At 55.9% G+C, this 26,067-nt stretch carries 29 protein-coding genes and 3 tRNA genes; 13 read left to right on the top strand and 19 right to left on the bottom strand.

The features are described from left to right. Window positions 1–72 precede the first annotated feature (72 nt). The 13 genes from deoD to VZP09_RS24165 form a co-directional block, all read right to left on the bottom strand. Window positions 73–792 (bottom strand): purine-nucleoside phosphorylase, encoded by a 720-nt coding sequence (deoD, locus tag VZP09_RS24225; protein WP_328795449.1) that lies wholly within the window; start codon window positions 790–792, stop codon window positions 73–75. A 102-nt stretch (window positions 793–894) separates the two neighbouring features. Continuing rightward, window positions 895–2,118 (bottom strand): phosphopentomutase, encoded by a 1,224-nt coding sequence (gene deoB / locus VZP09_RS24220; RefSeq protein WP_004151380.1) that lies wholly within the window; start codon window positions 2,116–2,118, stop codon window positions 895–897. A 52-nt stretch (window positions 2,119–2,170) separates the two neighbouring features. Continuing rightward, the gene (gene deoA, locus VZP09_RS24215; RefSeq protein WP_002887787.1) at window positions 2,171–3,493 is read right to left on the bottom strand and encodes a thymidine phosphorylase; all 1,323 of its coding nucleotides are present in this window, start codon (window positions 3,491–3,493) and stop codon (window positions 2,171–2,173) included. Between the two features lie 113 nt (window positions 3,494–3,606). Beyond that, on the bottom strand, window positions 3,607–4,386 hold the full coding sequence (gene deoC, locus VZP09_RS24210) for a deoxyribose-phosphate aldolase (protein ID WP_002887784.1): 780 nt from the start codon (window positions 4,384–4,386) through the stop codon (window positions 3,607–3,609). A gap of 416 nt (window positions 4,387–4,802) precedes the next feature. Then, window positions 4,803–6,080, bottom strand: coding sequence for a NupC/NupG family nucleoside CNT transporter (locus VZP09_RS24205; protein WP_004146034.1), 1,278 nt, complete (start codon window positions 6,078–6,080; stop codon window positions 4,803–4,805). A 130-nt stretch (window positions 6,081–6,210) separates the two neighbouring features. Next, window positions 6,211–7,005: a metal-dependent hydrolase gene (locus tag VZP09_RS24200; RefSeq protein ID WP_004177496.1), complete on the bottom strand. Its 795-nt coding sequence runs from the start codon at window positions 7,003–7,005 to the stop codon at window positions 6,211–6,213. After that, window positions 7,002–8,075, bottom strand: coding sequence for a patatin-like phospholipase family protein (locus VZP09_RS24195; protein WP_004146038.1), 1,074 nt, complete (start codon window positions 8,073–8,075; stop codon window positions 7,002–7,004). Before VZP09_RS24195 ends, VZP09_RS24200 begins: the two co-directional genes overlap by 4 nt. Window positions 8,076–8,228: 153 nt before the next feature. Beyond that, window positions 8,229–8,390: a DUF1328 domain-containing protein gene (locus VZP09_RS24190; protein ID WP_002887716.1), complete on the bottom strand. Its 162-nt coding sequence runs from the start codon at window positions 8,388–8,390 to the stop codon at window positions 8,229–8,231. A gap of 129 nt (window positions 8,391–8,519) precedes the next feature. Further along, entirely contained in the window at window positions 8,520–9,140 is a 621-nt protein-coding gene (gene osmY, locus VZP09_RS24185; protein WP_004146042.1) for a molecular chaperone OsmY, read from the bottom strand. A 219-nt stretch (window positions 9,141–9,359) separates the two neighbouring features. Further along, window positions 9,360–10,949 (bottom strand): peptide chain release factor 3, encoded by a 1,590-nt coding sequence (gene prfC, locus VZP09_RS24180; protein WP_048975496.1) that lies wholly within the window; start codon window positions 10,947–10,949, stop codon window positions 9,360–9,362. A 90-nt stretch (window positions 10,950–11,039) separates the two neighbouring features. Then, the gene (gene yjjG, locus VZP09_RS24175) at window positions 11,040–11,717 is read right to left on the bottom strand and encodes a pyrimidine 5'-nucleotidase (RefSeq protein ID WP_048975494.1); all 678 of its coding nucleotides are present in this window, start codon (window positions 11,715–11,717) and stop codon (window positions 11,040–11,042) included. Window positions 11,718–11,731: 14 nt separating this feature from the next. Continuing rightward, window positions 11,732–12,178, bottom strand: coding sequence for a ribosomal protein S18-alanine N-acetyltransferase (gene rimI / locus VZP09_RS24170; protein WP_002887706.1), 447 nt, complete (start codon window positions 12,176–12,178; stop codon window positions 11,732–11,734). After that, a complete protein-coding gene (locus VZP09_RS24165; protein ID WP_004146046.1) occupies window positions 12,147–12,560 on the bottom strand; it encodes a DNA polymerase III subunit psi in 414 nt (137 codons plus the stop codon). Before VZP09_RS24165 ends, rimI begins: the two co-directional genes overlap by 32 nt. A gap of 102 nt (window positions 12,561–12,662) precedes the next feature. Between VZP09_RS24165 and rsmC the strand changes: the two genes are divergently transcribed. The 4 genes from rsmC to VZP09_RS24145 all read left to right on the top strand — a co-directional run bounded on the left by rsmC (window position 12,663) and on the right by VZP09_RS24145 (window position 14,182). Then, window positions 12,663–13,691 carry a 16S rRNA (guanine(1207)-N(2))-methyltransferase RsmC gene (gene rsmC, locus VZP09_RS24160; protein WP_048975492.1) on the top strand — a complete coding sequence of 343 codons (1,029 nt, stop codon included), beginning with the start codon at window positions 12,663–12,665 and terminating at the stop codon, window positions 13,689–13,691. A gap of 171 nt (window positions 13,692–13,862) precedes the next feature. Further along, window positions 13,863–13,949: transfer RNA gene (locus VZP09_RS24155), tRNA-Leu, on the top strand. 28 nt (window positions 13,950–13,977) lie between these two features. Further along, window positions 13,978–14,064, top strand: a tRNA-Leu gene (locus VZP09_RS24150). A 31-nt stretch (window positions 14,065–14,095) separates the two neighbouring features. Continuing rightward, a tRNA-Leu gene (locus VZP09_RS24145) sits at window positions 14,096–14,182 on the top strand. A 21-nt stretch (window positions 14,183–14,203) separates the two neighbouring features. On the opposite strand, the gene VZP09_RS24140 is transcribed toward VZP09_RS24145, so the two are convergent. After that, window positions 14,204–14,443, bottom strand: a complete 240-nt coding sequence (locus VZP09_RS24140; protein WP_002887654.1) for a DUF1435 domain-containing protein — start codon at window positions 14,441–14,443, stop codon at window positions 14,204–14,206. Between the two features lie 70 nt (window positions 14,444–14,513). On the opposite strand from VZP09_RS24140, the gene VZP09_RS24135 reads away from it, so the two are divergent. From VZP09_RS24135 to fhuF, 3 genes are all read left to right on the top strand, one after another. Continuing rightward, window positions 14,514–14,684, top strand: a complete 171-nt coding sequence (locus VZP09_RS24135; protein ID WP_004221147.1) for a hypothetical protein — start codon at window positions 14,514–14,516, stop codon at window positions 14,682–14,684. A 23-nt stretch (window positions 14,685–14,707) separates the two neighbouring features. Then, a complete protein-coding gene (locus VZP09_RS24130; RefSeq protein ID WP_002887653.1) occupies window positions 14,708–15,754 on the top strand; it encodes a GGDEF domain-containing protein in 1,047 nt (348 codons plus the stop codon). A gap of 106 nt (window positions 15,755–15,860) precedes the next feature. Next, the gene (gene fhuF, locus VZP09_RS24125; RefSeq protein WP_002887652.1) at window positions 15,861–16,649 is read left to right on the top strand and encodes a siderophore-iron reductase FhuF; all 789 of its coding nucleotides are present in this window, start codon (window positions 15,861–15,863) and stop codon (window positions 16,647–16,649) included. Between the two features lie 49 nt (window positions 16,650–16,698). On the opposite strand, the gene VZP09_RS24120 is transcribed toward fhuF, so the two are convergent. Then, entirely contained in the window at window positions 16,699–18,042 is a 1,344-nt protein-coding gene (locus VZP09_RS24120) for a PTS cellobiose transporter subunit IIC (RefSeq protein WP_002887650.1), read from the bottom strand. A gap of 337 nt (window positions 18,043–18,379) precedes the next feature. On the opposite strand from VZP09_RS24120, the gene VZP09_RS24115 reads away from it, so the two are divergent. Further along, the gene (locus VZP09_RS24115; RefSeq protein WP_004151383.1) at window positions 18,380–18,838 is read left to right on the top strand and encodes a YbaK/EbsC family protein; all 459 of its coding nucleotides are present in this window, start codon (window positions 18,380–18,382) and stop codon (window positions 18,836–18,838) included. Between the two features lie 5 nt (window positions 18,839–18,843). Here the strand turns inward: VZP09_RS24115 and bglJ are convergent, their stop codons facing one another. The 4 genes from bglJ to pobA form a co-directional block, all read right to left on the bottom strand. Then, window positions 18,844–19,518, bottom strand: coding sequence for a DNA-binding transcriptional activator BglJ (gene bglJ / locus VZP09_RS24110; RefSeq protein WP_328795448.1), 675 nt, complete (start codon window positions 19,516–19,518; stop codon window positions 18,844–18,846). Further along, window positions 19,479–20,201 (bottom strand): helix-turn-helix transcriptional regulator, encoded by a 723-nt coding sequence (locus tag VZP09_RS24105; RefSeq protein WP_002887645.1) that lies wholly within the window; start codon window positions 20,199–20,201, stop codon window positions 19,479–19,481. Before VZP09_RS24105 ends, bglJ begins: the two co-directional genes overlap by 40 nt. Window positions 20,202–20,466: 265 nt before the next feature. Beyond that, entirely contained in the window at window positions 20,467–21,348 is an 882-nt protein-coding gene (locus VZP09_RS24100; protein WP_002887643.1) for a helix-turn-helix domain-containing protein, read from the bottom strand. 16 nt (window positions 21,349–21,364) lie between these two features. Next, on the bottom strand, window positions 21,365–22,549 hold the full coding sequence (gene pobA / locus VZP09_RS24095; protein ID WP_032439187.1) for a 4-hydroxybenzoate 3-monooxygenase: 1,185 nt from the start codon (window positions 22,547–22,549) through the stop codon (window positions 21,365–21,367). A 279-nt stretch (window positions 22,550–22,828) separates the two neighbouring features. Here pobA and VZP09_RS24090 point away from each other — a divergent pair, with 279 nt between their 5' ends. The 5 genes from VZP09_RS24090 to VZP09_RS24070 all read left to right on the top strand — a co-directional run bounded on the left by VZP09_RS24090 (window position 22,829) and on the right by VZP09_RS24070 (window position 26,008). Further along, the gene (locus VZP09_RS24090; protein WP_004146059.1) at window positions 22,829–23,605 is read left to right on the top strand and encodes a threonine/serine ThrE exporter family protein; all 777 of its coding nucleotides are present in this window, start codon (window positions 22,829–22,831) and stop codon (window positions 23,603–23,605) included. Further along, a complete protein-coding gene (locus VZP09_RS24085) occupies window positions 23,596–24,069 on the top strand; it encodes a threonine/serine exporter (RefSeq protein ID WP_002887631.1) in 474 nt (157 codons plus the stop codon). Before VZP09_RS24090 ends, VZP09_RS24085 begins: the two co-directional genes overlap by 10 nt. 102 nt (window positions 24,070–24,171) lie before the next feature. After that, complete coding sequence (gene dnaT, locus VZP09_RS24080) at window positions 24,172–24,711, top strand: primosomal protein DnaT (protein WP_032439186.1); 540 nt, start codon at window positions 24,172–24,174, stop codon at window positions 24,709–24,711. A gap of 2 nt (window positions 24,712–24,713) precedes the next feature. Further along, a complete protein-coding gene (dnaC, locus tag VZP09_RS24075) occupies window positions 24,714–25,451 on the top strand; it encodes a DNA replication protein DnaC (RefSeq protein WP_002887623.1) in 738 nt (245 codons plus the stop codon). A gap of 65 nt (window positions 25,452–25,516) precedes the next feature. Continuing rightward, on the top strand, window positions 25,517–26,008 hold the full coding sequence (locus tag VZP09_RS24070) for a DUF2501 domain-containing protein (RefSeq protein ID WP_032439185.1): 492 nt from the start codon (window positions 25,517–25,519) through the stop codon (window positions 26,006–26,008). Window positions 26,009–26,067 lie beyond the last annotated feature (59 nt).

Here is a 26,067-nt window from a genome sequence, read left to right as displayed (position 1 = left end):
GCCCGCTGCGCTTAGCGGGCCTGGAAAACCGTAGGCCGGGTCAGACGAAGCCGCCACCCGGCACAACAGCTCTTACTCTTTATCGCCCAGCAGCACGGATTCCAGCGCGATTTTGATCATGTCGTTGAAGGTCGTCTGACGTTCAGCGGCAGTGGTCTGCTCGTGGGTACGGATGTGGTCGGAGACGGTGCAGATGGTCAGCGCTTTCGCGCCGAACTCCGCCGCCACGCCGTAGATACCCGCCGCTTCCATTTCCACGCCCAGAATGCCGTATTTTTCCATCACGTCGAACATGGACGGGTCCGGCGTATAGAACAGGTCTGCGGAGAAGATGTTGCCGACGCGCGCGTCAACGCCCAGCGCTTTCGCCGCGTCTACCGCATTACGCACCATGCCGAAATCGGCAATCGCCGCAAAATCATGGTCTTTGAAACGCAGACGGTTCACTTTAGAGTCGGTGCACGCGCCCATGCCGATCACCACGTCACGCAGTTTGACATCTTCACGCACCGCGCCGCAGGAGCCCACGCGGATGATTTTCTTCACGCCGAAATCGGTGANCAGCTCTTTGGTGTAGATAGAGCAGGACGGGATACCCATCCCGTGGCCCATCACGGAGATTTTGCGGCCTTTATAGGTACCGGTGAAGCCCAGCATGCCGCGCACGTTGTTCACTTCACGCACGTCTTCGAGGAAGGTTTCTGCAATGTGCTTCGCGCGCAGCGGGTCGCCCGGCATCAAAACGACGTCAGCGAAATCGCCCATTTCTGCGTTAATGTGAGGAGTTGCCATCTTCAGTTCCTTTTACATTGTTGTTTTTGCCGGGTGGCGGCTACGCCTTACCCGGCCTACAAATCGTAGGCCCGGATCGCTGTGCGCCACCGGGCAATGACCTCAGAACATGGCTTTGCCATATTCCATGTCAGACGTACCAAAGTATTTCGCAATAGTCTGGCCGATGTCCGCGAAGGTTTCACGGTGACCGAGCGAACCTGGTTTCACTTTCGGGCCGTACACCAGCACGGGGATATGCTCGCGGGTGTGGTCAGTACCGGTCCAGGTCGGGTCGCAGCCGTGGTCGGCGGTGAGGATCAGAATGTCGTCTTCACCAACCAGCTCCATCAGCTCCGGCAGACGGCGGTCGAACAGCTCCAGACCCGCCGCGTAGCCAGCGACGTCACGACGGTGGCCCCAGGAGGAGTCAAAATCGACGAAGTTAGTGAAGACGATAGTCTCGTCGCCCGCTTCCTTCATCTCTTTGATGGTCGCGTCGAACAGCGCGTCCAGCCCGGTGGCTTTCACTTTCTTAGTGATACCGCAGTTGGCGTAGATATCGGCGATTTTACCCACGGACACCACGTGGCCGTTTTTCTCGTCGACCAGCTTCTGCAGCACGGTCGGCGCCGGCGGCTCTACCGCCAGGTCGTGACGGTTACCGGTACGCTGGAAGTTACCGGCTTTGTCGCCCACGAAAGGACGAGCAATCACGCGACCAATGTTATAGCCGCCTTCGGTCAGCTCTTCACGCGCGATTTCGCACAGCTCATACAGCTTGTCGAGGCCAAAGGTCTCTTCGTGGCAGGCGATCTGGAACACCGAGTCAGCGGAGGTATAGAAGATCGGTTTCCCGGTTTTCATATGCTCTTCGCCGAGCTGATCGAGGATCACCGTCCCGGAGGAGTGGCAGTTGCCGAGATAGCCCGGCAGGTTGGCGCGTTTCACCAGCTTATCCAGCAGCTCCTGCGGGAAGCTGTTTTCCTGGTCGCTGAAGTAGCCCCAGTCAAACAGCACCGGCACGCCGGCGATTTCCCAGTGGCCGGACGGGGTATCTTTACCGGAAGAAAGTTCATGCGCCCAGGCATAGGCGCCAATCACTTCGGCATTGCCATCCATACCCGCGGCAATTTTACCGGTGGAGCCTTCATGCGCTTTCACCAGACCCAGACGGGTCAGGTTCGGTAAATTCAGCGGGCCTTTGCGGCCGTGGTCAGCCTCGCCTTTGGCGCAGGCTTCTGCAATGTGGCCCAGCGTATCGGCGCCGACGTCGCCAAAGCGGTCTGCGTCTTCCGTTGCGCCAATCCCAAAGGAGTCCAGCACCATGATAAATGCACGTTTCATCTTGTTCTCCATACATCTTGCGCTGCAAAAAAGCGATCAGATCAGTATATCGCTATTCAGTGATACGGCGATAGACTGTCGGTGTAATTTCCGGGGCTTTATCGTCCAGTTTAATGGCCGCTTTGACCGCTTTCGCGGCCTCCTGCCAGCTGTTCTCGTCTTTGGCATGGATCACCGCCAGCGGACGCTGTCCGTCGACGCGGTCACCCAGACGCGCCATCTCGGTAAAGCCAACGCTATAGTCAATGGTGTCCGATGCCTGACGGCGGCCGCCGCCCATAGAAACCACTGCCATGCCCAGCGCGCGAGTATCCATCGCGCTGATAAAACCTTCGGTATCAGCATAGACCGCTTTGCTCAGCATCGCCGTCGGCAGATAATTAGCATAATTCTCGACAAAGTCGCTCGGTCCTTTCTGCGCCGCGACCATGCGGCCAAACACTTCCGCCGCTTTACCGTTATCCAGCACCGCCTGCAGCTTCGCGCGCGCCTCGGCATCGTCCGCCGCCAGCTTGCCGGAGATCAGCATTTCCACACACAGCGCCATTGTCACGTCGAACAGGCGCGGGTTGCGGTATTCGCCGGTCAGGAACTGCACCGCTTCGCGAACTTCAACGGCGTTGCCGGCGCTGGAGGCCAGTACCTGATTCATATCGGTCAGCAGCGCGGTGGTGCGCACGCCGGCGCCGTTGGCGACACCCACGATCGCTTCGGCCAGCGCGGCAGAAAGTTCATAAGTCGGCATAAACGCGCCGCTGCCGACTTTGACGTCCATCACCAGCGCATCCAGCCCTTCCGCCAGCTTCTTCGCCAGAATCGAGGCGGTAATCAGCGGGATGGAGTCCACCGTCGCGGTAATATCGCGGGTGGCATAGAAACGTTTGTCGGCCGGGGCAAGGGAGCTGGTCTGCCCGATAATTGCCACGCCAACATCTTTAATAATCTCGCGGAAGCGGTTGTCGTCCGGGAAGATATCGAAGCCCGGGATCGCTTCCAGTTTGTCCAGCGTACCGCCGGTATGGCCGAGGCCGCGGCCGGAGATCATCGGTACGTAACCACCGCAGGCGGCCACCATCGGCCCCAGCATCAGCGAAGTGACATCCCCGACGCCGCCGGTAGAGTGTTTATCGACGATCGGACCGTTAAGGTTGAGGCTTTTCCAGTCCAGAACGGTACCGGAATCCCGCATCGCCATGGTCAGCGAAACGCGCTCCGGCATAGACATATCGTGGAAGAAGATGGTCATCGCCAGCGCGGCGATCTGCCCTTCAGAGATAGTATTGTCGCGGATGCCGTTGATGAAAAAGCGGATCTCTTCATCGCTTAATGCCTGACCATCACGTTTTTTACGAATAATTTCTTGTGCGAGAAACACGGTAACCTCCCAAAGAGAATAAATTGCCGGATGACGGCGCGAGCGCCTTATCCGGCCTACAGGCATCAATTCGTAGGCCGGATAAGCGCAGCGCCATCCGGCAAATCAAGGGATTAGTAGCTGCTGGCGCTCTTGCCGTCGCCGTGACCCAGGGCTTTCAACAGGCTAGCCAGCAGGCTGGATGCGCCAAAACGATAGTGACGAGAATCGGCCCAGTCGGCGCCGAACAGTTCATCAGCGATCGCCAGGAACTGCTGCGCGTCTTCCGCGCTGCGCACGCCGCCCGCCGGTTTGAAGCCAACGGTTTTCTCAACGCCCATATCGCGGATCACTTCCATCATGATGCGCGCGCTTTCCGGCGTGGCATTCACCGGCACTTTACCGGTCGAGGTTTTGATGAAATCGGCCCCGGCTTTGATAGAGATTTCAGACGCTTTACGGATCAGCGCTTCTTCTTTCAGCTCACCGGTTTCGATGATCACTTTCAGCAGCACGTTAGCCGCCGCACAGGCTTCCTTACAGGCTTTCACCAGCTCGAAACCGACCTGCTCGTTGCCGGCGATCAGCGCGCGGTACGGGAAGACCACGTCCACTTCATCTGCTCCGTAAGCGATCGCCGCGCGGGTTTCCGCCAGCGCAATGTCGATATCGTCATTCCCGTGCGGGAAGTTGGTGACCGTGGCGATGCGAATATCCGGCGTCCCCTGCTCATTCAGCGTTTTACGGGCGATCGGGATGAAGCGCGGGTAGATGCAGACCGCCGCGGTGTTACCCACCGGCGTTTTCGCCTGATGACACAGGGCAATGACTTTCTCATTGGTGTCGTCGTCATTCAGAGTGGTCAGGTCCATCAGTTTTAACGCGCGCAGGCTGCTTGCTTTTAAATCAGTCATTTCATACTCCGCCGGCGTCATGCCGGATCAATAGTTTGTTCACCTTGCGAGTCTGTTACTATTGTAACATTCGCTCGTCGTTACACTTCGACATTCATCACAGTTAATGAAAACTACTTACTAATTTGCATTACTGTAACGTGATTAAAATCACAAATTAGCACTCAATACCGCAGCAATTATCGTTAGTCCCCTCTTAAGCATAATCGATACTATACCGCCGATGAGAATGTGATAATTCTAACACACAATAACAGATGCACTCGATAGCGTGGCGCACATTTTGCCCAATTTACGGGCAATAAAAACGCTACAAATTGAAATATAAACTATTTTTCAAAAAAGAGAGAGGTGATGGAATTATCACATTTACTGCAACACCAGCGGCACGGTGGCCGCTGGTTCAGGAGACAGGCTTACAGGGCGAGAAAAACCCCGGCTATGGTGGCGCTCATCAGGTTGGACAGCGTCCCCGCCGCTACCGCACGTAGCCCAAGCTGAGCGATATCCTGCCGCCGGTTGGGCGCCATTCCCCCGAGTCCGCCAATCAGAATGGCGATCGATGACAGGTTGGCAAAGCCGCACAGCGCGAAAGAGATAATGGCTTTGGTGTGATCTGAAATGACCTGCAGCCCGGCCGCCGCCACTTCGGCATCCGCCTTTAAATATTCGCCAAAGTTCATGTAGGCCACGAACTCGTTAATGATCAGCTTCTGGCCGATAAACGACCCCGCCACCGTCGCTTCGTGCCACGGCACGCCAATCACCCACGCCAGCGGTGAGAAGATCCAGCCGAGGATCATCTGCAGCGACAGCTCAGGATGGTTAAACCAGCCGCCGACGCCGGAGAGTATGCCGTTCAGCAGGGCGATCAGCGCAATAAATGCCAGCAGCATCGCGCCGACGTTGAGCGCCAGTTGCATACCAGACGCGGCGCCGGAGGCGGCAGCATCCAGCACGTTGGCCGGTTTATCCGCGTCAGCGCTTTGGCTGTCATGAGCCGGGTTATCGTCCGGTTTTTCCGTTTCCGGTACGATAATTTTGGCAAACAGCAGGCCTCCCGGCGCCGCCATAAACGACGCGGCAATAAGGTACTCCAGCGGAACGCCCATCTGCGCATAGCCCGCCAGTACCGAGCCCGCCACCGAGGCCAGGCCGCCGCACATGACCGCAAACAGCTCCGAGCGAGTCATGGTGGCGATATAAGGACGCACCACCAGCGGCGCTTCGGTCTGGCCAACAAAGATGTTCGCCGTGGCCGACAGCGATTCGGTACGTGAGGTCTTCAGCACTGCCCGCAGCGCGCCGCCGAGAATGCGAATGACCAGTTGCATAATGCCCAGGTAGTAAAGCACGGCAATCAGCGACGAGAAGAAGACGATCACCGGCAGCACGCGCAGGGCAAAGACGAAGCCGCCGCCGCCAAACACCTCGAACATTTTATCGGAGACCAGCCCGCCGAAGATGAAACTAATCCCTTCATTGCCGTAGGCAATAACGCTGGCGACGCCATTCGACATCGCTAATAGCGCCGCGCGCCCGGCCGGTACATACAATATTAACGCGCCGATACCCACCTGGATTATCCAGGCGCCGAGCACGGTGCGCAGGTTAATGGCTTTTCGGTTATTGGAGAGCAGCACAGCAATGGCCAAGAGCGCCACCATGCCGATAAGTCCCATGAGGATTTGCATACAGATTCCCTGTGTTTTTGATAGTCCAGTACTAACCGCGTGATTATATCGGCCTGAAACTATCCTGCCCGTCTGGCTTCACACATTTTAAGCAAATCAATGATATGGATGGACAATTATGAGAAATCGATCACCATACAGAGGCCGGGGGAAGGGAAAACAAGGCGAGCGTATTGTGCATGATCCTTTCTTCTATGGCTGCCGGCGACTCCGGACGCAGTTCACACAGCGCCTCAAATACCCGTGCAGCTTGTTCCGGTCGATTGGGCTGTCCCTGAAAGCCATTTAGCGGCATATCCGGCGCATCGGTCTCCAGCAGCAGAGCGGAAAGCGGCAGACGCGCCATCACTTCACGGGTTTTACTGGCGCGGGGATAGGTAATGGTGCCGCCAACGCCGATCTTATAGCCAAGCTGAACGAAGCGCTCGGCCTGCTGCAGGCTGCCGGCAAAGCCATGGATGACTCCGGTACGCGGCAGGGCATGTTTTTTCAGCAGCATCGCCAGCTTATCGTGGGTGCGTCTGGAGTGGAGGATCACCGGCAGATCGTAACGCTTCGCCAGCCTCAGCTGCGCTTCCAGCAGCGCCTGCTGACGATCAAACTGCGGATCGTCGCGATAAAGATCGAGGCCAATCTCTCCCACCGCCACCAGTTTAGGCGGCCGCTGCGCCATCAAGGCTTCCAGCTGCGCCAGTCCCTCATCAGTATGCTCTTCGATGACGATCGGATGCATACCCAGCGCGGCGTACAGCGCTTCGTGCTGAGCTGCCAGCGCCAGCACGCGGCTAAAACGCTCAGCAGAGATGGCTGGAACGATAATTCGCCCGACGCCGGCCTGCGCCGCACGCGCCAGGCTGGCGACCTCATCTGCCGCGAAGGGGGGAAAATCAAAGTGACAGTGGGTATCGATAAAACGGTGCGTCACGCCAGATCCTCATGATCAAAACTGGGGTCATTCGCCTGGGGCGCAGGAATGATGGTCGCCTGGGGCGCTTCATTGGCCACCGGCACCGGCGGCACCACCACCGGCGCGGGCCGGGCAATACGCGGCGCGTGGCGCAGCAGCGGCGGCTGGTCGGCCAGTAGTTTACCCACCGTTGCCAGGAAATAACGGCCGCACTGGCGCCCGGTTTTGTAGTCCTCCAGCAGCGCCGGTAGTCGGCTGCCAAGCGCCATGCTGCGCAGCGGCCGCTGCGGATAGATTTCGAAGATCCGCAACTTACCCGGCGGTTTCTCGATGAACTGCTGGATGGCGCGGTAGGTGGTTTCGTGATGATGCACCAAATTGACCAGCGGTTGCAGACTACTCTCTCCCAGCCAGCGCTCCATCCGCTTGAACCACTGCGGGGTATAAAACATCTGCGAAGGGACGGTACGGATCACCACGATGGTCTGGGCGCCGCGGCGGGCCGCCTCCTGCACCGGGATCGCATCGCTGACGCCGCCGTCCAGGTAGCTAACGCCGTCGAGCAACACGCCGCTGCGATAAAAGCCGGGGATGGCGCTGGAGGCGCGGATCAGATCCAGCCACGTTTGCGGCGTCGGCGAAAAATAGCTGGCGGAGTAATCGTCACCGCGGCAAGCGCATAGCCACAGCTCTTTCCCCAACGCGAACTGCGCTTCGGCATAGTTCATGGCAAGCGGCATTTGCTGCGAAGTGGCCTCAACCAGCCAGTCGAGATCGATAAGGTTGCCGCCGCGCACAAAGCGCATCGGATCGAAAAACTGGCGTGAAGTGGTGTAGCGGGTGATAACTTTGCGGGCATAGCCTTGCTGATTACACATGTAGGCGGAGAGGTTTTGCGCGCCGGCGGAAGTACCCAGCATCAGGTCAAAGGGGTTAAATCCGGCGCGCATAAATTCGTCCAGCACCCCGGCAGTAAAAATCCCTCGCTGTCCTCCGCCTTCGCATACCAGCGCCAGCTTGCCTGGTCGGAAGGGTTTAACCGCCAGCGGGGCGATATTGCCCAGCGTGACGGGAATGCGTTGCCCCACCCTGCTTTCCTGTTCGATTGATCTTCTCCTGACAAGGTAACGCAATTTGCCCGCCGCTTAAACCGCGAAAGCCAGTCCTCAGGACTGGCTTTGTGTAAGATGACGTGTCAGTAAAAATGCTTAGGCTTCAGTATCGCCCGCATCGCGGGCCGCCTAAGGACGTCTGCGTCCTGTAAACAGGCTCACCAGGAACAAGATAATCCCGACGACAAAGACGATTTTCGCAGCGCCAGCGGCCGTACCCGCCAGACCACCAAAGCCCAGAGCCGCAGCAATTAATGCAATGACCAGAAAAATAATTCCCCATCGAAACATACTTTTCTCCTTACCATAATGGACGGTGAACAGCGGTTTGCGCACCCTTTCTGTATAGCTCATCGCTCAGTGGATGCTGCTATTCGTTCGGCAACCTTGGCCAGACAACACTTTTGTTAATAACTCGGTTTACTTAACGCTAAGATCGTTGCGCACGCTTTTCACACCGGAGACCGCTTTCGCAATCTCTGCGGCACGCTCCGCCTGCGCCGCGGAAGCCACCGTACCGGTCAGATGTACCGCGCCGGCGTTGGTTTCGACTTTCACATTGCGCGAAGGGACAATGTCATCCGCCAGCAGCTTGGCTTTCACTTCGCTGGTAATGGCGGTATCCCCGGCATAGCCTTTCAGCGTCGCCGTCTCGCTCGATGATTTATGATGGACCGTCAGCTTGTCGTTAACGTGTGAGACGCCTTTGACCTCTTTCGCTACGCTCAGTGCCTGACTTTTCTGTTCAGCACTGGTGACGTCGCCGCTGAGGGTGACCACTTTATTCTCCGTTTTCACCGAAATATCGCCGGAGTTAATATCTTTATGGTCGATCAGCGCCGCTTTTACCCGTGCGGTAATGGTACTGTCGTCCATAAAATCGCCGACTTTGTTAATCGAATTATCTACCGCCTCTCCCGCATTGCTGGCAGCCGACTTCGCACTGTCTACCGTTGTTTTTTCCGTCTCTGCCGAGGCGTTCAACGCGGCTAAGCCTAAGAAGAGCGCCAGCAACATATTGGCATTCTTTAGTCTGGTCATCGTTATGTCCTCGTTTTTTCACCAGCGCTGGCGTCTTATCGCAGTGAATTACGCCAGCATTTTTAAAAACACGAATTAAATATAGTAGACAGACGAAGGGGTTGCGGAGGATATGGATAAAAAACAGACGAATTAGCGGTGTTTTAAGAACTTTCCAGAAGGAAGGGAACGGGGGCGTAACCAGAAAAAAGCGCGGCCTGCGCCGCGCTTCGTCAGGGATTAGTGCTCGCGCGTTTTGCGGAACACCACGTCAGGGTAACGCTCCTGCGTCAGGTTCAGGTTGACCATTGTCGGGGCGATGTAGGTCAGGTTATCGCCGCCATCCAGCGCCAGCTGAACTTCATTTTTCCGCTTGAACTCTTCGAACTTCTTCACGTCAGTAGATTCAACCCAGCGCGCGGTGGCCACGTTGACCGATTCGTAAATCGCTTCCACGTTGTATTCGCTTTTCAGACGCGCTACCACCACGTCAAACTGCAGCACGCCGACGGCGCCAACGATCAGATCGTTATTAGCGATCGGGCGGAAGACCTGGACCGCGCCCTCTTCAGAGAGCTGAACCAGCCCTTTCAGCAGCTGTTTCTGCTTCAGCGGATCCTTCAGGCGAATACGACGGAACAGTTCCGGCGCGAAGTTCGGAATACCGGTGAACTTCATCATCTCGCCCTGGGTAAAGGTATCGCCAATCTGAATGGTGCCGTGGTTATGCAGGCCGATGATATCGCCTGGGTACGCTTCTTCAACGTGCGAGCGATCGCCCGCCATAAAGGTCAGCGCGTCAGAAATCACTACGTCCTTGCCGATACGCACCTGACGCAGCTTCATGCCTTTTTCATATTTGCCGGACACCACCCGCATGAAAGCCACACGGTCGCGGTGTTTCGGATCCATGTTGGCCTGAATTTTAAACACGAAGCCGGTGAATTTCTCTTCCGTGGCGGTGACTTCACGCGTGTCGGTGTTGCGCGGCATCGGCGCCGGGGCCCACTCCACCAGGCCATCCAGCATATGGTCAACGCCGAAGTTACCTAACGCGGTTCCGAAGAAGACCGGGGTGATTTCCCCGGCCAGGAACAGATCTTTGTCGAACTCATTCGACGCTCCCTGCACCAGCGCCAGCTCGTCACGCAGCTGCTGCGCCAGGTCTTCCCCCACCGCCGCGTCGAGATCCGGGTTGTTGAGCCCCTTCACGATACGCACTTCCTGGATGGTGTGGCCTTTACCGGTCTGATACAGGTAGGTTTCGTCTTTGTAGAGATGATAAACGCCTTTGAACAGCTTGCCGCAGCCGATAGGCCAGGTAATCGGCGCGCAGCCGATTTTCAGCTCGTTCTCGACTTCATCCAGCAGCTCCATCGGATCGCGGATATCACGGTCGAGTTTGTTCATAAAGGTGAGGATCGGCGTATCGCGCAGACGGGTGACTTCCATCAGCTTACGGGTCCGATCTTCGACGCCTTTTGCCGCGTCAATCACCATCAGGCAGCAGTCCACCGCCGTCAGGGTACGGTAGGTATCTTCGGAGAAGTCTTCGTGCCCCGGGGTATCCAGCAGGTTCACCAGGCAGTCATGATACGGGAACTGCATTACCGAGGTGGTGATCGAGATACCACGCTGCTTTTCCATCTCCATCCAGTCGGATTTCGCGTGCTGGCTGGAACCACGACCTTTTACTGTACCGGCGGTCTGAATCGCCTGTCCGAACAGCAGCACCTTTTCGGTGATGGTGGTCTTACCGGCATCCGGGTGAGAAATAATGGCAAAAGTGCGGCGTTTGGCCACCTCTTGCAGATAAGGAGACAACGTCATAATTAATCTTCTAAGTAAACGCGGCCATGGGCCACGCATGTGGAATACGAAAAATTGCGGCTATTTTACCCATCAACGGGGGGGAGGCAATCAGTGTTTACACAGGAGCTGCTCCAGTTCGCTTAACGAGGTCACCGTCCAGTCCGGCTCGAGGTCCGCCGGCAGCTCGCGCTGATGCGCATTGAGCCAGCAGGTCGCCAGTCCGGCGTTCACGCCGCCGCGAATATCCGACTCGGCGGTATCACCGACCATCAGCACCCGCGAGCGCGGTGGGTTACCCGCCTGCGCCAGCGCATAATCGAAAATACGCGCGTCCGGCTTGGCGACACCCACCTGTTCAGAAATAATCAGCAAATCAAAGTGATCGCGTAAACCTGTCCGCTCCAGACGAGTCTGCTGCAGCGAGGTAAAGCCGTTGGTGATGATGCCCATTCTGACCTTGCCCTGCAGCGCGTTGAGCAGCGAGACCGCGCCCGGCAACGGGGCACAGATTTCCGCCATCGCATTCATAAACGCGTCGTTGAGTTCCCCGGGCGGCACATTCAAACGTCCCGCCCAGCTATCAAAACGCTGATACTGTAATTGTAGCGAGGTGATGGCGCCGTTTTGGTAATCCACCCATAGCGGCTTGTTCACGGCCTGATAGTCCTGAAAATCTTCGGCGGTAAAGGTCACGCTGTAGTCGAGAAACATCCGCTGCAAGCCGCTGAAAGAATCAAACGTAAACAGCGTTTCATCGGCATCAAAGAAAATCCAGTCCCATTTCATCGTATCACCTTGTGTTACATACTGATTGGCAGAGCCATAATAATGGCGTCTTCGCGTCCGTCGGCCGTAGGATAGTAGTTGCGGCGGATGGTTGCCTCATTGAAGCCTACGCTCTCATACAGCGCGATGGCGGCAACGTTGGATGCTCGCACCTCCAGCCACAGCGTGACGACGCCGAGTTTTTCGACTTCATCAATGACATGCTCCAGCAGCGCTCGCCCCAGGCCGCGGCGCTGGTACGCGGGATCGACGGCGATATTGAACAGCGTCGCCTCATCCAGTACCACTTGCGTAATGGCGAAAGCCGCCATTTCGCCATCTACCGATAGCTGATAGTTGCGATAGCGCTCCCCCTGGTTACTGGCCAGAGTCTGTTCGCTCCACGGGAAAGCGTGGGCGCGTTTTTCGATGTGCCAGGCTTTGGTTAAATCAGCCGTGCTGAGGGTAGAAATCGTGTTCATGTGCGCAGATTTGTTGCCAGAGCGCCCTGCGAGCCGGCGCGCTGGTCTGGAGTTCATCAAAAGCGGGGGTGGACACCTGGGCGCCCGCCAGCGGCAGCGACGCCTCTGTGCCCAACCGCCAGCTGTTGCAGCGGCTGTCCTGCGGCAGCATCGCCACCCGCTCCGGAGTCAGCTGCAGGACCTGATCTGGCGTCACGGCCAGCGCGCGTAATATGTCGCCAATCAGCGGCTCTGTCAGCGACGGCGGGGTTTCCGCCACCATCACCAGACGAATATGTTCAGGAAGCGAGATAGCGATTTCGCCCTGCAACGCCCCCGGTCGGCGCAGCGACCACTGGGTAATGCCCAGCTGCTGTAATTGCCAGTCTCGTCGGGATGTCATAGCGAAACACTCCTGTTAAACAAGCGCGCAATATAGCAAATCCGTCGTATCTGCGCCAACAAACTACTATAATCGGCGCCAGTCTTAATGAAGGAGTGTTTCATGTCCGCTTTTACCCCGGCAAGTGAAGTCTTGCTGCGCCACAGTGATGATTTCGAGTCCGCCCGCGTTCTGTTTGCCGGTGACCTGCAGGATGACCTGCCTGCGCGTCTGGATACCGCGGCCAGCCGCGCCCACACCCAACAGTTCCACCACTGGCTGGTCCTCAACCGCCAGATGGGTGACACCGTCCGTTTTAGCTTAGTGGCTGAGGCCGCTGACGTCGCCGAATGCGACACCCTGATCTACTACTGGCCAAAGAACAAACCAGAGGCGCAGTTCCAGCTGATGAACCTGCTCTCTCTGCTGCCGGTGGGAAGCGACATTTTCGTCGTCGGTGAAAACCGCAGCGGCGTCCGCAGCGCGGAGCAGATGCTGGCTGAATACGCGCCATTAAACAAAGTGGATAGCGCCCGCCGCTGTGGCCTCTATCATGGCCGTCTGGAAAAGCAGCCGACCTTCGACGCCGACGCATTCTGGGGCGAATACACACTGGATAATCTGACGATTAAAACCCTGCCGGGCGTCTTCAGCCGCGACGGTCTGGACGTCGGCAGCCAGCTGCTGCTCTCCACCCTCGAGCCGCATACCAAAGGGAAAGTGCTCGACGTCGGCTGCGGCGCGGGCGTGCTGGCCGCCGCGCTGGCCAGCCATTCACCGAAAGTGCGCCTCACCCTGTGCGACGTCAGCGCCCCGGCGGTTGAAGCCAGCCGCGCGACGCTTGCCGCCAACGGCCTGGCTGGCGATGTGTTTGCCAGCAACGTCTTCTCCGAGGTCAATGGTCGCTTCGACATGATCATCTCCAACCCGCCATTCCATGACGGCCTGCAGACCAGTCTCGAAGCCGCCCAGGCGCTGATCCGCGGCGCGGTTCGCCATCTGAACAGCGGCGGCGAGCTGCGCATTGTCGCCAACGCCTTCCTGCCGTATCCGCAGGTGCTGGATGAGACGTTCGGCTTCCATGAGGTGATCGCCCAGACCGGGCGCTTTAAGGTCTATCGCACCATCATGACCCGTCAGGCGAAAAAATAATCGTCTTTTCACGCCGGCGGCCCGCTCCTGGTACCGCTGGCGCTTCCCGCGGGCAAATCCGCCCATTTTTGCAGCAATCGATACAACCTGCATAATTAACTATTGACGTGTCGCCGAAAACCACTAGAATGCGCCTCCGTGGTAACGATACTTTCAGAGTATCGATGGTATGCGAAGGTGGCGGAATTGGTAGACGCGCTAGCTTCAGGTGTTAGTGTCCTTACGGACGTGGGGGTTCAAGTCCCCCCCCTCGCACCATAATCCACGAAGATATTGCTCGCACTGGGCGAAGGTGGCGGAATTGGTAGACGCGCTAGCTTCAGGTGTTAGTGTCCTTACGGACGTGGGGGTTCAAGTCCCCCCCCTCGCACCAACGAGGCAATATCCCAAAGAAAGAATACTGTGCGAAGGTGGCGGAATTGGTAGACGCGCTAGCTTCAGGTGTTAGTGTCCTTACGGACGTGGGGGTTCAAGTCCCCCCCCTCGCACCAATATTCTTCCCTCTCCCGGCATTATCCTCTCAGTTTAATATCCACAATCATCAGCATTATTCCGCCGATCAACGCGACACACGATGGCAGCAGGATAAAATGGCGCAATTGACGATGCCAGATCATCGCCGCGGACATCAGCATGCCCACCGCGACCAGTACCCGCCATACGTCAGCCGACACTCCGGCATACCCGAGAGCGACAATTAGCGCGCCGGGAATCATCACTCCCCAGCCGCTTCCTAATGCTCGCTGCAGCATGGTTTCACCTCTTACAACGATAATGATAACCAATATCATATGATAATCTTTATCATTTGTCATTTGCGACGTGCTCTGCCCCTTTTTCTTTACGTTCGCGGTAATGACATACATTCATGAAGGTGATAAATTAAGCGGATTATCGATATATATTAAATATTTTGCTTATTTTGCAAATAACCTTTTTTTGCACATTGTTATCAGACTCTTCATTTTTGGCTTTCATCATTTTGAAATTTAACGACTAATAATGATTCTTCCGATATGACTGCACAAACCTGGCGAGCACACTACGCACAAAAATATCAATATTCCTTACGGCTTTTTTTACTGCTTAATTTCATTTCTTCCTCGCTGTCGCTGGTCACCCCCCTATTTACGGTAGTTCGTTTTACGCTGCCCTGCGCCCTGATCGTCGTCTGCAGCGGGCTGCTGCTGCTCTGGCACTGGAAATGGCCGCAATCGAAAATAAATATTCCCACTATCTCGTTGTTATTTGGCATGCTATGGGCATGGCACGTAGTGACAAAAGCGATGCTATTGACACCGCCGCATTTTAACTATCTGGTGATCGCCCTATTAAGCATTCTGTTTATCGGCACCATCGCTTTTTCCAATAATATCACTGCCTTTACCCTCCACTCTTTACCAACTTTCCTTGCCTGCCTGATAATGGCGGAGGGGGAACAATGGTTGCGTATGACTTACTGCTTTATGCTGCCTATAGCCGGTATTACCCTGCAAAATATTATCCAGAAGCGCAGCGATGCCTTTACGCAGGGTTTAATGGATAAACTGATGCATGAACGCAATACGCTCAACGATCTCAGTATGCTCGATCCCCTGACAGGTTTGTATAATCGCCGCGGACTGCAGAACCGCCTCGATACCCTGCTGGCGCTGGACGGCGACAACCACTACGTGCTGCTCCTCGATATCGATCACTTCAAGGCCTATAACGATCACTATGGTCATATGATGGGTGACCAGGCGCTTATTCGCGTCTCTGCTGCCATTCGCAACGCTGTACGCTCACGCGATATTGTCGCCCGCTTTGGTGGAGAGGAGTTTATGGTGCTGCTGACCAATAGCAGCGAAGAAACGGCCTGGAAGACAGCCGAACGTATACGTCAGCGGGTCTATGACCTGAAGATCCCGCATATGTTTAATGAAAGCGTCGCCACCAACGTCACCATCAGTATTGGCCTGACGCCGCTCATTAATGACAACATTGAACAAGCGCTGGCGCGCGCCGACGGCGCACTCTATGAGGCCAAAAATAAAGGCCGCAACATTATTCTTGCCAGTTGACCTGCGCGCGCTGCGACATCGCGGCGCCGATAAAAGCCTTGCCATGCCGCCTGCAAGCAACTAATATCAGCAATCATTATCATTTAGATTTGTATCTGGAAATCGAATGGCCTGGCGTTCCCTTCCTCTCAGCGATGAACTTATCTGGCGGGCTCCTTTGCCGACGGCTGAGCATGCCCTGGCGGAGAGTATTCGGGAAAAAATCGCCACCCTGCGTCCACACCTGCTTGATTTCCTGCGACTTGACGAACCCGCCCCACGGCACGCGTTAACGCTTGCCGAATGGTCGCAACCCATCGCCTTGCGCTCCCTGCTGGCCACCTGGTCCGATCATATCTATCGTCATCAGCCGACGCTGCCTCGGGAACAGAAGCCTCTGCTCTCGCTCTGGGCGCAATGGTATATCGGTCTGCTGGTGCCGCCGCTGATGCTGGCGCTGCTCAATGAACCGCAAGGCCTCAGCCTGGCGCCAGAACATTTCCATGTCGAATTTCATGAAAGCGGCCGGGCGGCCTGCTTCTGGATTGATGTGCATAGCGATGCCGACATCGAGAGGCTTTCACCGCAGGCGCGAATGGATGCCCTGGTAACGCGCACCCTGCAGCCGGTTGTTGAGGCGCTGGCAGCGACGGGCGAAATCAATAGCAAACTTATCTGGAGCAATACCGGCTATCTGATTAACTGGTATCTTGGGGAAATGCGCGCGCTGCTGGGTGATGAGCGGCTTGCCGCGCTACGTCAGCACTGTTTTTTTGAAAAACAACTCGCCGATGGCCAGGATAACCCGCTGTGGCGAACGGTGATGCTGCGTGAAGGGCAGTTAGTCCGACGCACCTGCTGTCAGCGCTATCGCCTGCCGGATGTCCAACAGTGCGGCGACTGTACGCTTAAATAATTACCACTTACCTGAAAAGTAACGGGCGGCCTTTACCGCCCGTTGCTATTTATGCGGTCTGTTGACTCTCCTGCTCCGCCCGCTCGGCCTCTTCCGCTTCCTGAGCAAGCAGCTGTTTCTCATATACCTTAAAGAATGGGAAGTAGATGATTGCCGACACGCAGGCCAGAACAATGACCAGAATCGCCGCCCGGAAATCCCAGCCCAACGCCCAGGCGCCGCCAATTGGCGCTGGCGCCGTCCATGGTACGACGGAGATGACGCGGCCAATCAGATCCAGCTTCATTGCCGCCCAGGCCAGCACCGCGTTCACCATCGGCGCCAGCAGGAACGGAATAAAGAACACTGGGTTCATGACGATAGGCGTCCCAAAGATCACCGGCTCGTTGATATTGAACAGGCTTGGCACCACGCTCAAACGGCCAATGGAGCGCAAATGCGCTGAACGGCTGCGCAGATAACAGAACACCAGTCCCATGGTCGCCCCGGAACCTCCGACCACGATAAAGAAGGTCCAGAACGCTTCCATAAAGATATGCGGCAGAGGAGCGCCCTGGGCCAGCGCCTGCTGGTTCATACCGAGGTTAGTCAGCCAGAACATCTGCAGCATCCCGGACACGATCGCCGCACCGTGGATCCCGGCAAACCACAGCAGGTGGCCGATCAGCACCGCCAACAGAATTGCCGGCAGAGAGTCGGCTGCCGAAACCAGCGGCTTGAAAATGGCCATAATGGCCTGCGGGATCAGCATGTCAAAATGGTGCTGGATAAACAGGCTCAGCGGATAGAGCGTCAGCACGACCACCAGCACCGGGATCAACAGATCAAACGAGTTTTTGATCATCGGCGGAACCTGGTCCGGCAAGCGGATCCCAATGTTGTGCGCTTTCAAGAAACGCATCATCTCCACGCAGTAGATCGCCACCAGGATGGCGGTAAAGATCCCGGTCCCCCCGAGGCTATCCACCGGCAGCGTGCCATTGGTCTTCGGCGCGGCAATCAGCAAAAAGGCCATGATCGACAGCATTGCGCACATAAAGGGATCGAGCTGATTGGATTTCTCGTAATGCTTACCGAGGTTATAGGAGATTGCCGCGCAAATGTAGATCGACATGATCCCCATCGTCATATCAAAGGGGGTCAGAATACGCCCCTCAAACTCTTTCGCCAGATCCAGCCAGGCGCGGGCAAAACCCCAGGTGGTATCCGGTGAGAACGGTGGATAAGCAAACACTAACAGGAACGATCCGACGATCATAAACGGCATCGCTGAGATAAATCCGTCACGGATAGCCATGACGTGGCGCTGCGACGAGATCCGCCCTGCTATGGGGCTTATGTAATTTTCTACAAAGCGAAATATCAAATTAAACGCAGCATGGTTAGCAGACATAGTAGCCCTCCTGACAGGCTATTGATACTGGCCCAACAACGATTACCCTGCCGTTACGATGACCGCTTTTTGACGCAGCAGGCCGCTGGCGGATGTGCAACCGGCTATACTGCTCATGAGGCAACGATTCATACACGGCTCTTTTGTTATAAATAAAAGGAGAAGTGACTGTTCCAGTATTCATCTCAATGCAGATAACCGCAACCGGTTACAGTAACCGGTTACGGCGATTGTGAAGGAGATCGACAAAATAGAAAGAATCTGGATTGTCCGCGCTGATATTTACACTCCGCCAGGCTTGTGACAGATTTAACCAGGCTTAAATCAGGAGAATCCAATGAGTCTGCAGTCTGTACGGCAGTTTTTTGCCGAACACGCCCCCGATATCGAAATTATTGAGTTAAATCAGAGTACCGCCACCGTCGCACTTGCCGCTGCCGCACACAACGTTGAGCCGGGGCAAATTGCCAAAACGCTGTCGCTCAAGATCAAAGATAAGATTGTACTGATCGTCGCCAGGGGCGATGCGCGGCTGGATAATAAAAAGCTGAAAGAGACCTTTGGCGCGAAAGCACGCATGCTAAGCAGCGATGAAGTGGTTACCTGGACCGGTCATCCGGTCGGCGGCGTTTGCCCGTTTGGTCTGGAAAACCCGCTGGCAGTCTACTGCGACGTCTCTCTCAGACATTATCAGGAAGTACTACCCGCAGCGGGAGCCATCCATAGCGCGGTTCGCATTGAACCAGAACGCATGGCGCAGCTCACCGATGCAACATGGGTAGATGTGTGTTTATAGCCGCATTACGCTACCTGTTTAACGGCGCTGGTCGTACTATTGAGCGGTAAATGCAACAGGATATCCGCCGCGTTTAATAAACCAATGTCTGAGCGAACTCCGAGCTTGGTCATGGCGTTAAACTTATGCGCGCGGATCGTTTTAATATTCCGGTTGAGCTGTATCGCAATATCAGAAAGCGAATATCCCCACGACATATACCGAAGGATGGCGTGCTCCGTCGGGCTTAGCGGATCGTTGCACGCCTCTCTGTCGCAAAATTGTTCGCTGCCGCTGAGATGATGATTGTCCAGTAGCTGCAGCAAACGCTCCTGTAGCCCGCGTCGCGGCGCGGATTTATTCAGTATGCCGTGCAAACAGGCCGGCATAAGATGGCCGATCAGGTGCATTTCACTTTCATTATTAGCCAGAATAATCGTTTGGACTTCCGGCCGGCACCGCGCCATTTCATNAACAAAGAGCAGACTCTCGGCTCGTGAAGAACGACTTCCCGAAAGAGAAAAAATAATGGTTGNCCAGGGAAACGGTATTTCCGCCGCCCTGAGCATACTGACATTTTTAAACAGATGAATATGATAACGGCGATTATCTTCACGACTAAAGATATAGCGCCATGCCATTTCCGTCATCACGCATTTTTCTACGATGGCGACATGGCGGGTTGTACTATTTTTTTCCATTCCATTTGCTCCCCGTAAGCTGAATTGATATTCAGCTCTTGCATTCCCTGCGCGCTGTTGATCCAGGCATACATTTCAGCGTTGCTGCGTAGCGATAAGCGACGCATTGCGCTGTTTTTCTGCGCGCTGATCGTCTTATTACTCTTTTTCAACAGCGCGGCGATCTGGTTTATTCCCCACCCCTTCGCCAGAAGGCGCAGAACTTTACGCTCTGAAAGAGTGAGCATCGCCGCAGAGTGGTAGCTTGCGAAATCGCTGTCCTCATCCCCGGCAAACAGCGTACGGCTAATCTGTTCAGCCGCACGGCTACCGGCGCAAATCACCTCAATCAGCCGGTTAACCGGCTCGCTCTCGGAGATCAACGAGCTTTCAGGACGAATTAATAGCTCAACGGCCAACGGATAGAGGCTGTCGCTGACCATAAAAACCCAGTGAATATCACGGTACTGGGTCATGAGGGAGTAATAACGCTCGCAGACGGCTCGGGGGTGCGCAATCTCGCCGGAGATATCCGCGACAACCAGCACCGCCCGCCGCAGTTGTAAAAGGGTGAGCTCATCATGAGAACGACAAAAACTCAGTTCGTAATCAGGGAGGTTCTCATTGAAGATCACCTTTAACCCTGATTGCATGACGGGAATTTTACTAATAACGACGCCAAACTTACCTTGTCCTGGTAACATAACACCTCCGCTTCCTGTCGAAGTTCCTTCGCTTGCCTGCAAACGATCGGCGAGCGACTTTATCGCCATATCATTTCCTGGATGAATATTAAAATCATATTCATGGCCTGCGCACACGATATACGTAACNACCGAACCGTGGTCATACCGTGTAAAATATTATTGCCGTGTATACTTGCGATTAATATTAACACAGACGTTCCTGCGCTAATAAATTAGAAAAGATAAAAACATTATTTAGCAAAAATAATTTCAGTACTGAACATTATGAAGCATTATCTTTAATTGTTTCTCTAAATGCTTTGGGTGACATACCGCTATAGCGACGGAAAAAACGCGAAAAATAGGCTGCATCGCTAAACCCCAAATAATCAGAGAGTTGTGTAATCGTCATGCGGGTGTACTGCAGATTGCGTCGCGCTTCAAGCATCAACCGCTGATGCAATACTCCAAGAGCGCTACAGCCATAAAACTCACGACATAAATAATTTAAGTGCGTAACCGACAGTCCAATCAGCTTCGCATACTCCGCCAACGGGAGATGCTGTCGGTAGTGGCTCTCGATAAGGCGGGCGAAGTGGCGCATCATGCTGCGCTTCCGCTCCGCTTTATCTTCCGCGGGGGACGCGGGATGGCACTGTCGGTTCAGCCAGACCAACAGCGTCCCCAGCAGCGAATAGAGCATCATTTCTCGCGCATCGTGCTCTTCGCAATACTCCTCGCGAAGCGCTGAAAACAGCGTATGCATGCGCCCGCGAGAACGGCCCACCGGCACACACTGCGGCACGCTAAGCACATCCAGAGGGCGACCGAACTGATTTTCAAACCGGCTCAGCAGCGGCAGCGCCAGAGAGAGCACAAACCCTTGCGTCCCGGGTGAAAAATTAAACCCGTGAATACAGAGGGCGGGAACCACCTGGATGCAGGACTCCGTCATCACCGCGGTGGCGCCTTCAATTTCGATCTCCGCCCGCCCCTGATGCAGATAGAGAAGCTGGACCATTTCCGCATGCTGATGGACGCGAATATGCCACTGATACAGGCTGCTGCGCTGTAAAATCGACTCACAGTGCAGCAGGTCCGGCGTCGGCCAGCCGCACTCTTCGCCATACAGCTTAAATACGGGCACGGTTTGAACGAACGGCATGATGACTCCTCTTAATTCAGGCGACACGCTCCATGGGCAAGCCCACGTAGTTTTCCGCGATGGTGGTCAGCCCGGCGCGCGAGCCCAGATAGTAGCGGCGGTCGGCGGCCTGCATTTTAGCGTCGAACGCGTTCTGATCCGGAAAATCATGCAGCAGGCGGGTCATAAACCAGCTAAAGCGTTCCCCTTTCCAGACCCGATCCAGCGCCAGTTGCGAGTAGGCCGCCAGCAGATCGCTGCGGCCACGATGGTAGTATTCGCGCAGAATCCGCCACAGATAGTTCACGTCCGATGCCGCCAGATTTAATCCTTTCGCCCCGGTTGGCGGAACGATATGCGCCGCATCCCCCACCAGGAACAACCGCCCATATTGCATCGGCTCCACGACGAAGCTACGCAGGGGGGCAATGCTCTTCTCAAGTGAGTGACCAGTCACTAACCTGAATGCCAGCTCCTCCGGCAAGCGGCTTTTCAGCTCCTGCCAGAAGCGCTCGTCCGACCATGCTTCAACCTTATCGCTCAGCGGAACCTGCAGATAATAGCGGCTGCGAGTCAGTGAGCGTTGACTGCACAATACAAACCCCCGCTGATGGTGCGCATAAATAAGCTCCGGATTGACCGGCGGCGTATCCGCCAGCAGGCCTAGCCAGCCAAACGGCCACACGCTCTCGTAGGTCTGCAAAATGCCAGCTGGAATACTTTGCCGCGATACGCCGTGGAAACCGTCGCAACCGGCAATAAAATCGCACTCCAGACGGCAGGTTTCCCCTTCGCTGAGGTAGGTGATCGTCGGCCGGTCGCTTTTGGCGTCATGGATAGCCACCTCGCTCACGCCATAGACGATCGGCGCGCCGCTGGCGGCCCGGGCAGCCATCAGATCGCGGGTGACTTCGGTCTGGCCATAAACCATTACGCTCTTACCGTCGGTTAGCTCGCTCAGTGCGACGGGCACCCGCTGGCCGTCAAACAGAAACTCCACCCCATGATGCACCAGGCCTTCGGCATCCATCCGCTGCGCCACGCCCGCTTCGCGTAGCAGATCGACGGTACCGCTTTCCAGAATTCCCGCGCGGATGCGCCCCAGCACATACTGCGGCGTTTGACGCTCAAGGATCACGGTATGGATCCCGGCGTTGTGCAGCAACTGCCCCAGCAGCAGCCCGGAGGGGCCCGCGCCAATAATCGCGACCTGTGTCTTCATAGGGATGTCTCACTCTTGCANNNTTAATTATTTGTATAATTTTTGTTTAATAAAAGTGCTTTTCTGCATTTTTGATAAGTCAGTGGGGAAAAAGAAGGGATGAATGGCGACAAAAATTGCACTTTTCACCAAACTGGCAAAAGTGTGGGATGCTTCAAATTCTGCCGCCCCGCAGACTGGGAATTTTTGCACATTATTTGATCCCACCCCCCTCAGCCGCCACTGCGCTTCAGGTTAAAGTATCGGCAGATACCAGGCGTCGTGGACAATAGAGGAAGTATGCAGGTTGATCGGACACAGCAGCGGGCAATCACACGTTTATGCATCCAGTGTGGTCTTTTTCTGTTACAGCACGGCGCCGAGAGTGCGCTGGTGGAGGAACTGTCAACACGTCTCGGGCTGGCGTTGGGGATGGACAGCGTTGAAAGCGCCATCTCTTCGAATGCTATCGTCCTGACCACCATTAAAAATGGCGAATGTCTTACCTCTACGCGCAAAAATGTCGATCGCGGCATTAATATGCATGTGGTGACGGAAGTGCAGCACATTGTGATCCTCGCCGAGCATAAGCTGCTGGACTATCGCGACGTCGAGAAGCGTTTTGCGCAGATCGTTCCCCTGCGCTATCCGCGCTGGCTGCTGGTGCTGATGGTGGGTCTTTCCTGCGCCTGTTTCTGCAAACTGAATAACGGCGGTTGGGATGGGGCGCTGGTCAGCTTCTGCGCCAGCACGGTAGCCATGTACATTCGCCAGGTGCTGACCCATCGCTCCATGCATCCGCAGATCAACTTCTGCATCACCGCCTTTGTCGCCACCACCATCTCCGGGCTGCTGCTGCGCCTCCCGGCGTTTGCCAGCACGCCGACTATTGCCATGGCCGCCAGCGTTCTGCTGCTGGTCCCGGGTTTTCCATTAATCAATGCCGTCGCCGATATGTTTAAAGGGCATATCAATACCGGACTCGCCCGCTGGGCGATTGCCAGCCTGCTAACCCTCGCCACCTGCATTGGCGTGGTGATGGCCATGACCGTATGGGGGCTGCGCGGATGGGCATAATCTCATTTATTTTTGCGCTGGCGGAAGACATGCTGCTGGCGGCGATCCCCGCCGTCGGGTTTGCGATGGTCTTTAATGTCCCTCAGCGCGCTCTGCGCTGGTGCGCGCTGCTGGGGGCGATTGGCCATGGCTCGCGTATGATCATGATGAGCGCCGGTTTTAACATTGAATGGGCCACCTTTCTCGCCGCTCTGCTGGTGGGCAGCATTGGCATTCAATGGTCGCGCTGGTATCTGGCGCATCCGAAGATTTTTACCGTCGCCGCCGTGATCCCGATGTTTCCTGGCATCTCAGCCTACACGGCGATGATTTCCGCGGTAAAAATCAGTCATTTTGGTTATTCGGAAGAGATGATGATTTTGCTGCTGAGCAATTTTTTAAAGGCCTCTTCGATTGTGGGCGCCCTTTCGATTGGCCTGTCGATACCCGGCCTGTGGCTGTATCGTAAGCGTCCTCGCGTCTAACCCCGACGTCGCGGTTAATCCGCGACGCTCCTTCCGCGATGGCCTCTGTGCTACTATGTGCAGATCACCCCACTCTTTGCAGTTCAGAGTTGAGATAGAGTTATGTCTTCGCGAATTTTAACCTCCCATTTTAGCGGCCTGGAAGAGTTCCTCCAGCAGCACGCGGCGCTGCTGGCAAAATCGACTGACGGCACCGTTGCCGTTTTTGCCAATAACGCGCCGGCATTCTATGCGCTGACGCCATCGCGGCTGGCGCAACTGCTGGAGCTGGAAGCCAGGCTGGCGCGCCCCGGCAGCGACATCGCGCTTGACCCGCAGTTTTTCGAGGAGCCCACCGCGGCGCCTGTTGCGGTGCCGATGGGCAAATTTGCTATGTACGCCGGGTGGCAGCCTGACGCCGATTTTCAGCGCCTGGCCGCGCTGTGGGGCATTGCCCTGAGCCAGCCGGTTACCCCCGAAGAGCTGGCCGCTTTCGTCGCTTACTGGCAGGCGGAAGGTAAAGTCTTTCACCACGTGCAGTGGCAGCAGAAGCTGGCGCGTAGCGTGCAAATCAGCCGCGCCAGCAACGGCGGACAGCCGAAGCGCGATGTGAACAGCGTTAGCGAACCCGACAGCCATATTCCGCGAGGTTTCCGAGGATGAGCATGAAAAACGTTGGCGACCTGATGAAACGCCTGCAGAAAATGATGCCGGCACATATTGAACCGGCGTTTAAAACCGGCGAAGAGCTGCTGGCCTGGCAAAAAGAGCAAGGCCGGCTGCGTTCCGAAGCGCTGGAGCGAGAGAATCGCGCGATGAAAATGCAGCGCACCTTCAACCGCTCGGGGATCCGCCCGCTGCATCAGAACTGCTCCTTTGATAACTATCGCGTCGAGTGCGAGGGGCAGATGAATGCGCTCGCCCGGGCGCGCCAGTACGTGGAAGAGTTCGATGGCAATATCGCCAGCTTTATCTTCTCCGGTAAACCGGGCACTGGCAAAAACCACCTGGCGGCAGCCATTTGCAACGAGCTGCTGCTGCGCGGGAAGTCGGTCTTAATCATCACCGTGGCCGATATTATGTCGGCGATGAAAGATACCTTCGGCAACCGGGAAACGAGCGAAGAACAGTTGCTTAACGACCTCAGCATGGTCGACCTGCTGGTGATCGATGAAATTGGGATGCAGACGGAGTCTCGCTATGAAAAGGTCATTATCAATCAGATAGTTGACCGGCGCTCATCCTCCAAACGACCTACCGGGATGCTCACCAACAGCAATATGGAAGAGATGAACAAACTGCTCGGCGAGCGGGTGATGGACCGTATGCGGCTCGGCAACAGCCTGTGGGTTATCTTCAATTGGGAAAGTTACCGGCACCGCGTTACAGGCAAGGAGTATTAAGAGATTTCCGGGCGACGACGGCGTTATACTAAAGCGATTATTCAGTCACGCTTATGAGTCCGTCTATGAAATCGTTTAAAAATAGCGTTATTGCCGCGCTTGCCGTTAGCGCGTTTACCCTCTCTGGCGCCCACGCCGCCTCCTGGCAGGATTCCCTTAACAGCGCTGCCAGCCAGCTCAGCGGCAGTAACGCCCAGGCCAGCGGCGGCATATCCGTCTCCTCGCTAACCAGCCTGCTCAACGGCAGCAGCCAATCCCTGACCGCCAGCAGCATGAATAATGCGGCCGGGATCCTGTCATATTGCGCGAAACAGAAGCTGGCCTCCGTGACCAGCGCCGATAACGTCAAAAATCAGGTGCTGGATAAACTGGGGCTTAGCACGCCGGAAAAACAAAAACAGGACACCAGCTATCTGGATGGCCTGCAGGGGCTGCTCAACAGCAAAAACGGCCAGCAGTTGGACCTGAATACGCTCGGCAATAGCTCGCTGGCGAAACAGGTAAAAACCAAAGCCTGCGATCTGGTCTTAAAACAGGGTGTTAATTTCCTCTCCTGATCCTGACTGACAAGGCCGCATTTGTTGCCTTCGCGGCGGCGCCGCGGCCTGAAACGCTT

The sequence above is a fragment of the Klebsiella sp. EMBS2024 genome, from assembly GCF_036233805.1.
GTDB classification, from domain to species: domain Bacteria; phylum Pseudomonadota; class Gammaproteobacteria; order Enterobacterales; family Enterobacteriaceae; genus Klebsiella; species Klebsiella pneumoniae.
This window is presented reverse-complemented; position numbering and strand designations above follow the sequence as displayed.

Excerpts from the sequence above, each read along its gene's own strand:
- VZP09_RS24070 (WP_032439185.1), top strand. The coding sequence starts at position 25,517 with ATGAAATCGTTTAAAAATAGCGTTATTGCCGCGCTTGCCGTTAGCGCG.
- prfC (WP_048975496.1), bottom strand. The coding sequence starts at position 10,949 with ATGACGTTGTCTCCTTATCTGCAAGAGGTGGCCAAACGCCGCACTTTT.
- osmY (WP_004146042.1), bottom strand. The coding sequence starts at position 9,140 with ATGACCAGACTAAAGAATGCCAATATGTTGCTGGCGCTCTTCTTAGGC.
- fhuF (WP_002887652.1), top strand. The coding sequence starts at position 15,861 with ATGGCCTGGCGTTCCCTTCCTCTCAGCGATGAACTTATCTGGCGGGCT.
- VZP09_RS24140 (WP_002887654.1), bottom strand. The coding sequence starts at position 14,443 with ATGCTGCAGCGAGCATTAGGAAGCGGCTGGGGAGTGATGATTCCCGGC.
- dnaC (WP_002887623.1), top strand. The coding sequence starts at position 24,714 with ATGAAAAACGTTGGCGACCTGATGAAACGCCTGCAGAAAATGATGCCG.
- dnaT (WP_032439186.1), top strand. The coding sequence starts at position 24,172 with ATGTCTTCGCGAATTTTAACCTCCCATTTTAGCGGCCTGGAAGAGTTC.
- VZP09_RS24120 (WP_002887650.1), bottom strand. The coding sequence starts at position 18,042 with ATGTCTGCTAACCATGCTGCGTTTAATTTGATATTTCGCTTTGTAGAA.
- VZP09_RS24085 (WP_002887631.1), top strand. The coding sequence starts at position 23,596 with ATGGGCATAATCTCATTTATTTTTGCGCTGGCGGAAGACATGCTGCTG.
- yjjG (WP_048975494.1), bottom strand. The coding sequence starts at position 11,717 with ATGAAATGGGACTGGATTTTCTTTGATGCCGATGAAACGCTGTTTACG.
- deoC (WP_002887784.1), bottom strand. The coding sequence starts at position 4,386 with ATGACTGATTTAAAAGCAAGCAGCCTGCGCGCGTTAAAACTGATGGAC.
- VZP09_RS24165 (WP_004146046.1), bottom strand. The coding sequence starts at position 12,560 with ATGACATCCCGACGAGACTGGCAATTACAGCAGCTGGGCATTACCCAG.
- rimI (WP_002887706.1), bottom strand. The coding sequence starts at position 12,178 with ATGAACACGATTTCTACCCTCAGCACGGCTGATTTAACCAAAGCCTGG.
- pobA (WP_032439187.1), bottom strand. The coding sequence starts at position 22,549 with ATGAAGACACAGGTCGCGATTATTGGCGCGGGCCCCTCCGGGCTGCTG.
- rsmC (WP_048975492.1), top strand. The coding sequence starts at position 12,663 with ATGTCCGCTTTTACCCCGGCAAGTGAAGTCTTGCTGCGCCACAGTGAT.
- VZP09_RS24190 (WP_002887716.1), bottom strand. The coding sequence starts at position 8,390 with ATGTTTCGATGGGGAATTATTTTTCTGGTCATTGCATTAATTGCTGCG.
- VZP09_RS24105 (WP_002887645.1), bottom strand. The coding sequence starts at position 20,201 with ATGTTACCAGGACAAGGTAAGTTTGGCGTCGTTATTAGTAAAATTCCC.
- VZP09_RS24090 (WP_004146059.1), top strand. The coding sequence starts at position 22,829 with ATGCAGGTTGATCGGACACAGCAGCGGGCAATCACACGTTTATGCATC.
- deoB (WP_004151380.1), bottom strand. The coding sequence starts at position 2,118 with ATGAAACGTGCATTTATCATGGTGCTGGACTCCTTTGGGATTGGCGCA.
- VZP09_RS24115 (WP_004151383.1), top strand. The coding sequence starts at position 18,380 with ATGAGTCTGCAGTCTGTACGGCAGTTTTTTGCCGAACACGCCCCCGAT.
- VZP09_RS24130 (WP_002887653.1), top strand. The coding sequence starts at position 14,708 with ATGACTGCACAAACCTGGCGAGCACACTACGCACAAAAATATCAATAT.
- VZP09_RS24100 (WP_002887643.1), bottom strand. The coding sequence starts at position 21,348 with ATGCCGTTCGTTCAAACCGTGCCCGTATTTAAGCTGTATGGCGAAGAG.
- VZP09_RS24205 (WP_004146034.1), bottom strand. The coding sequence starts at position 6,080 with ATGCAAATCCTCATGGGACTTATCGGCATGGTGGCGCTCTTGGCCATT.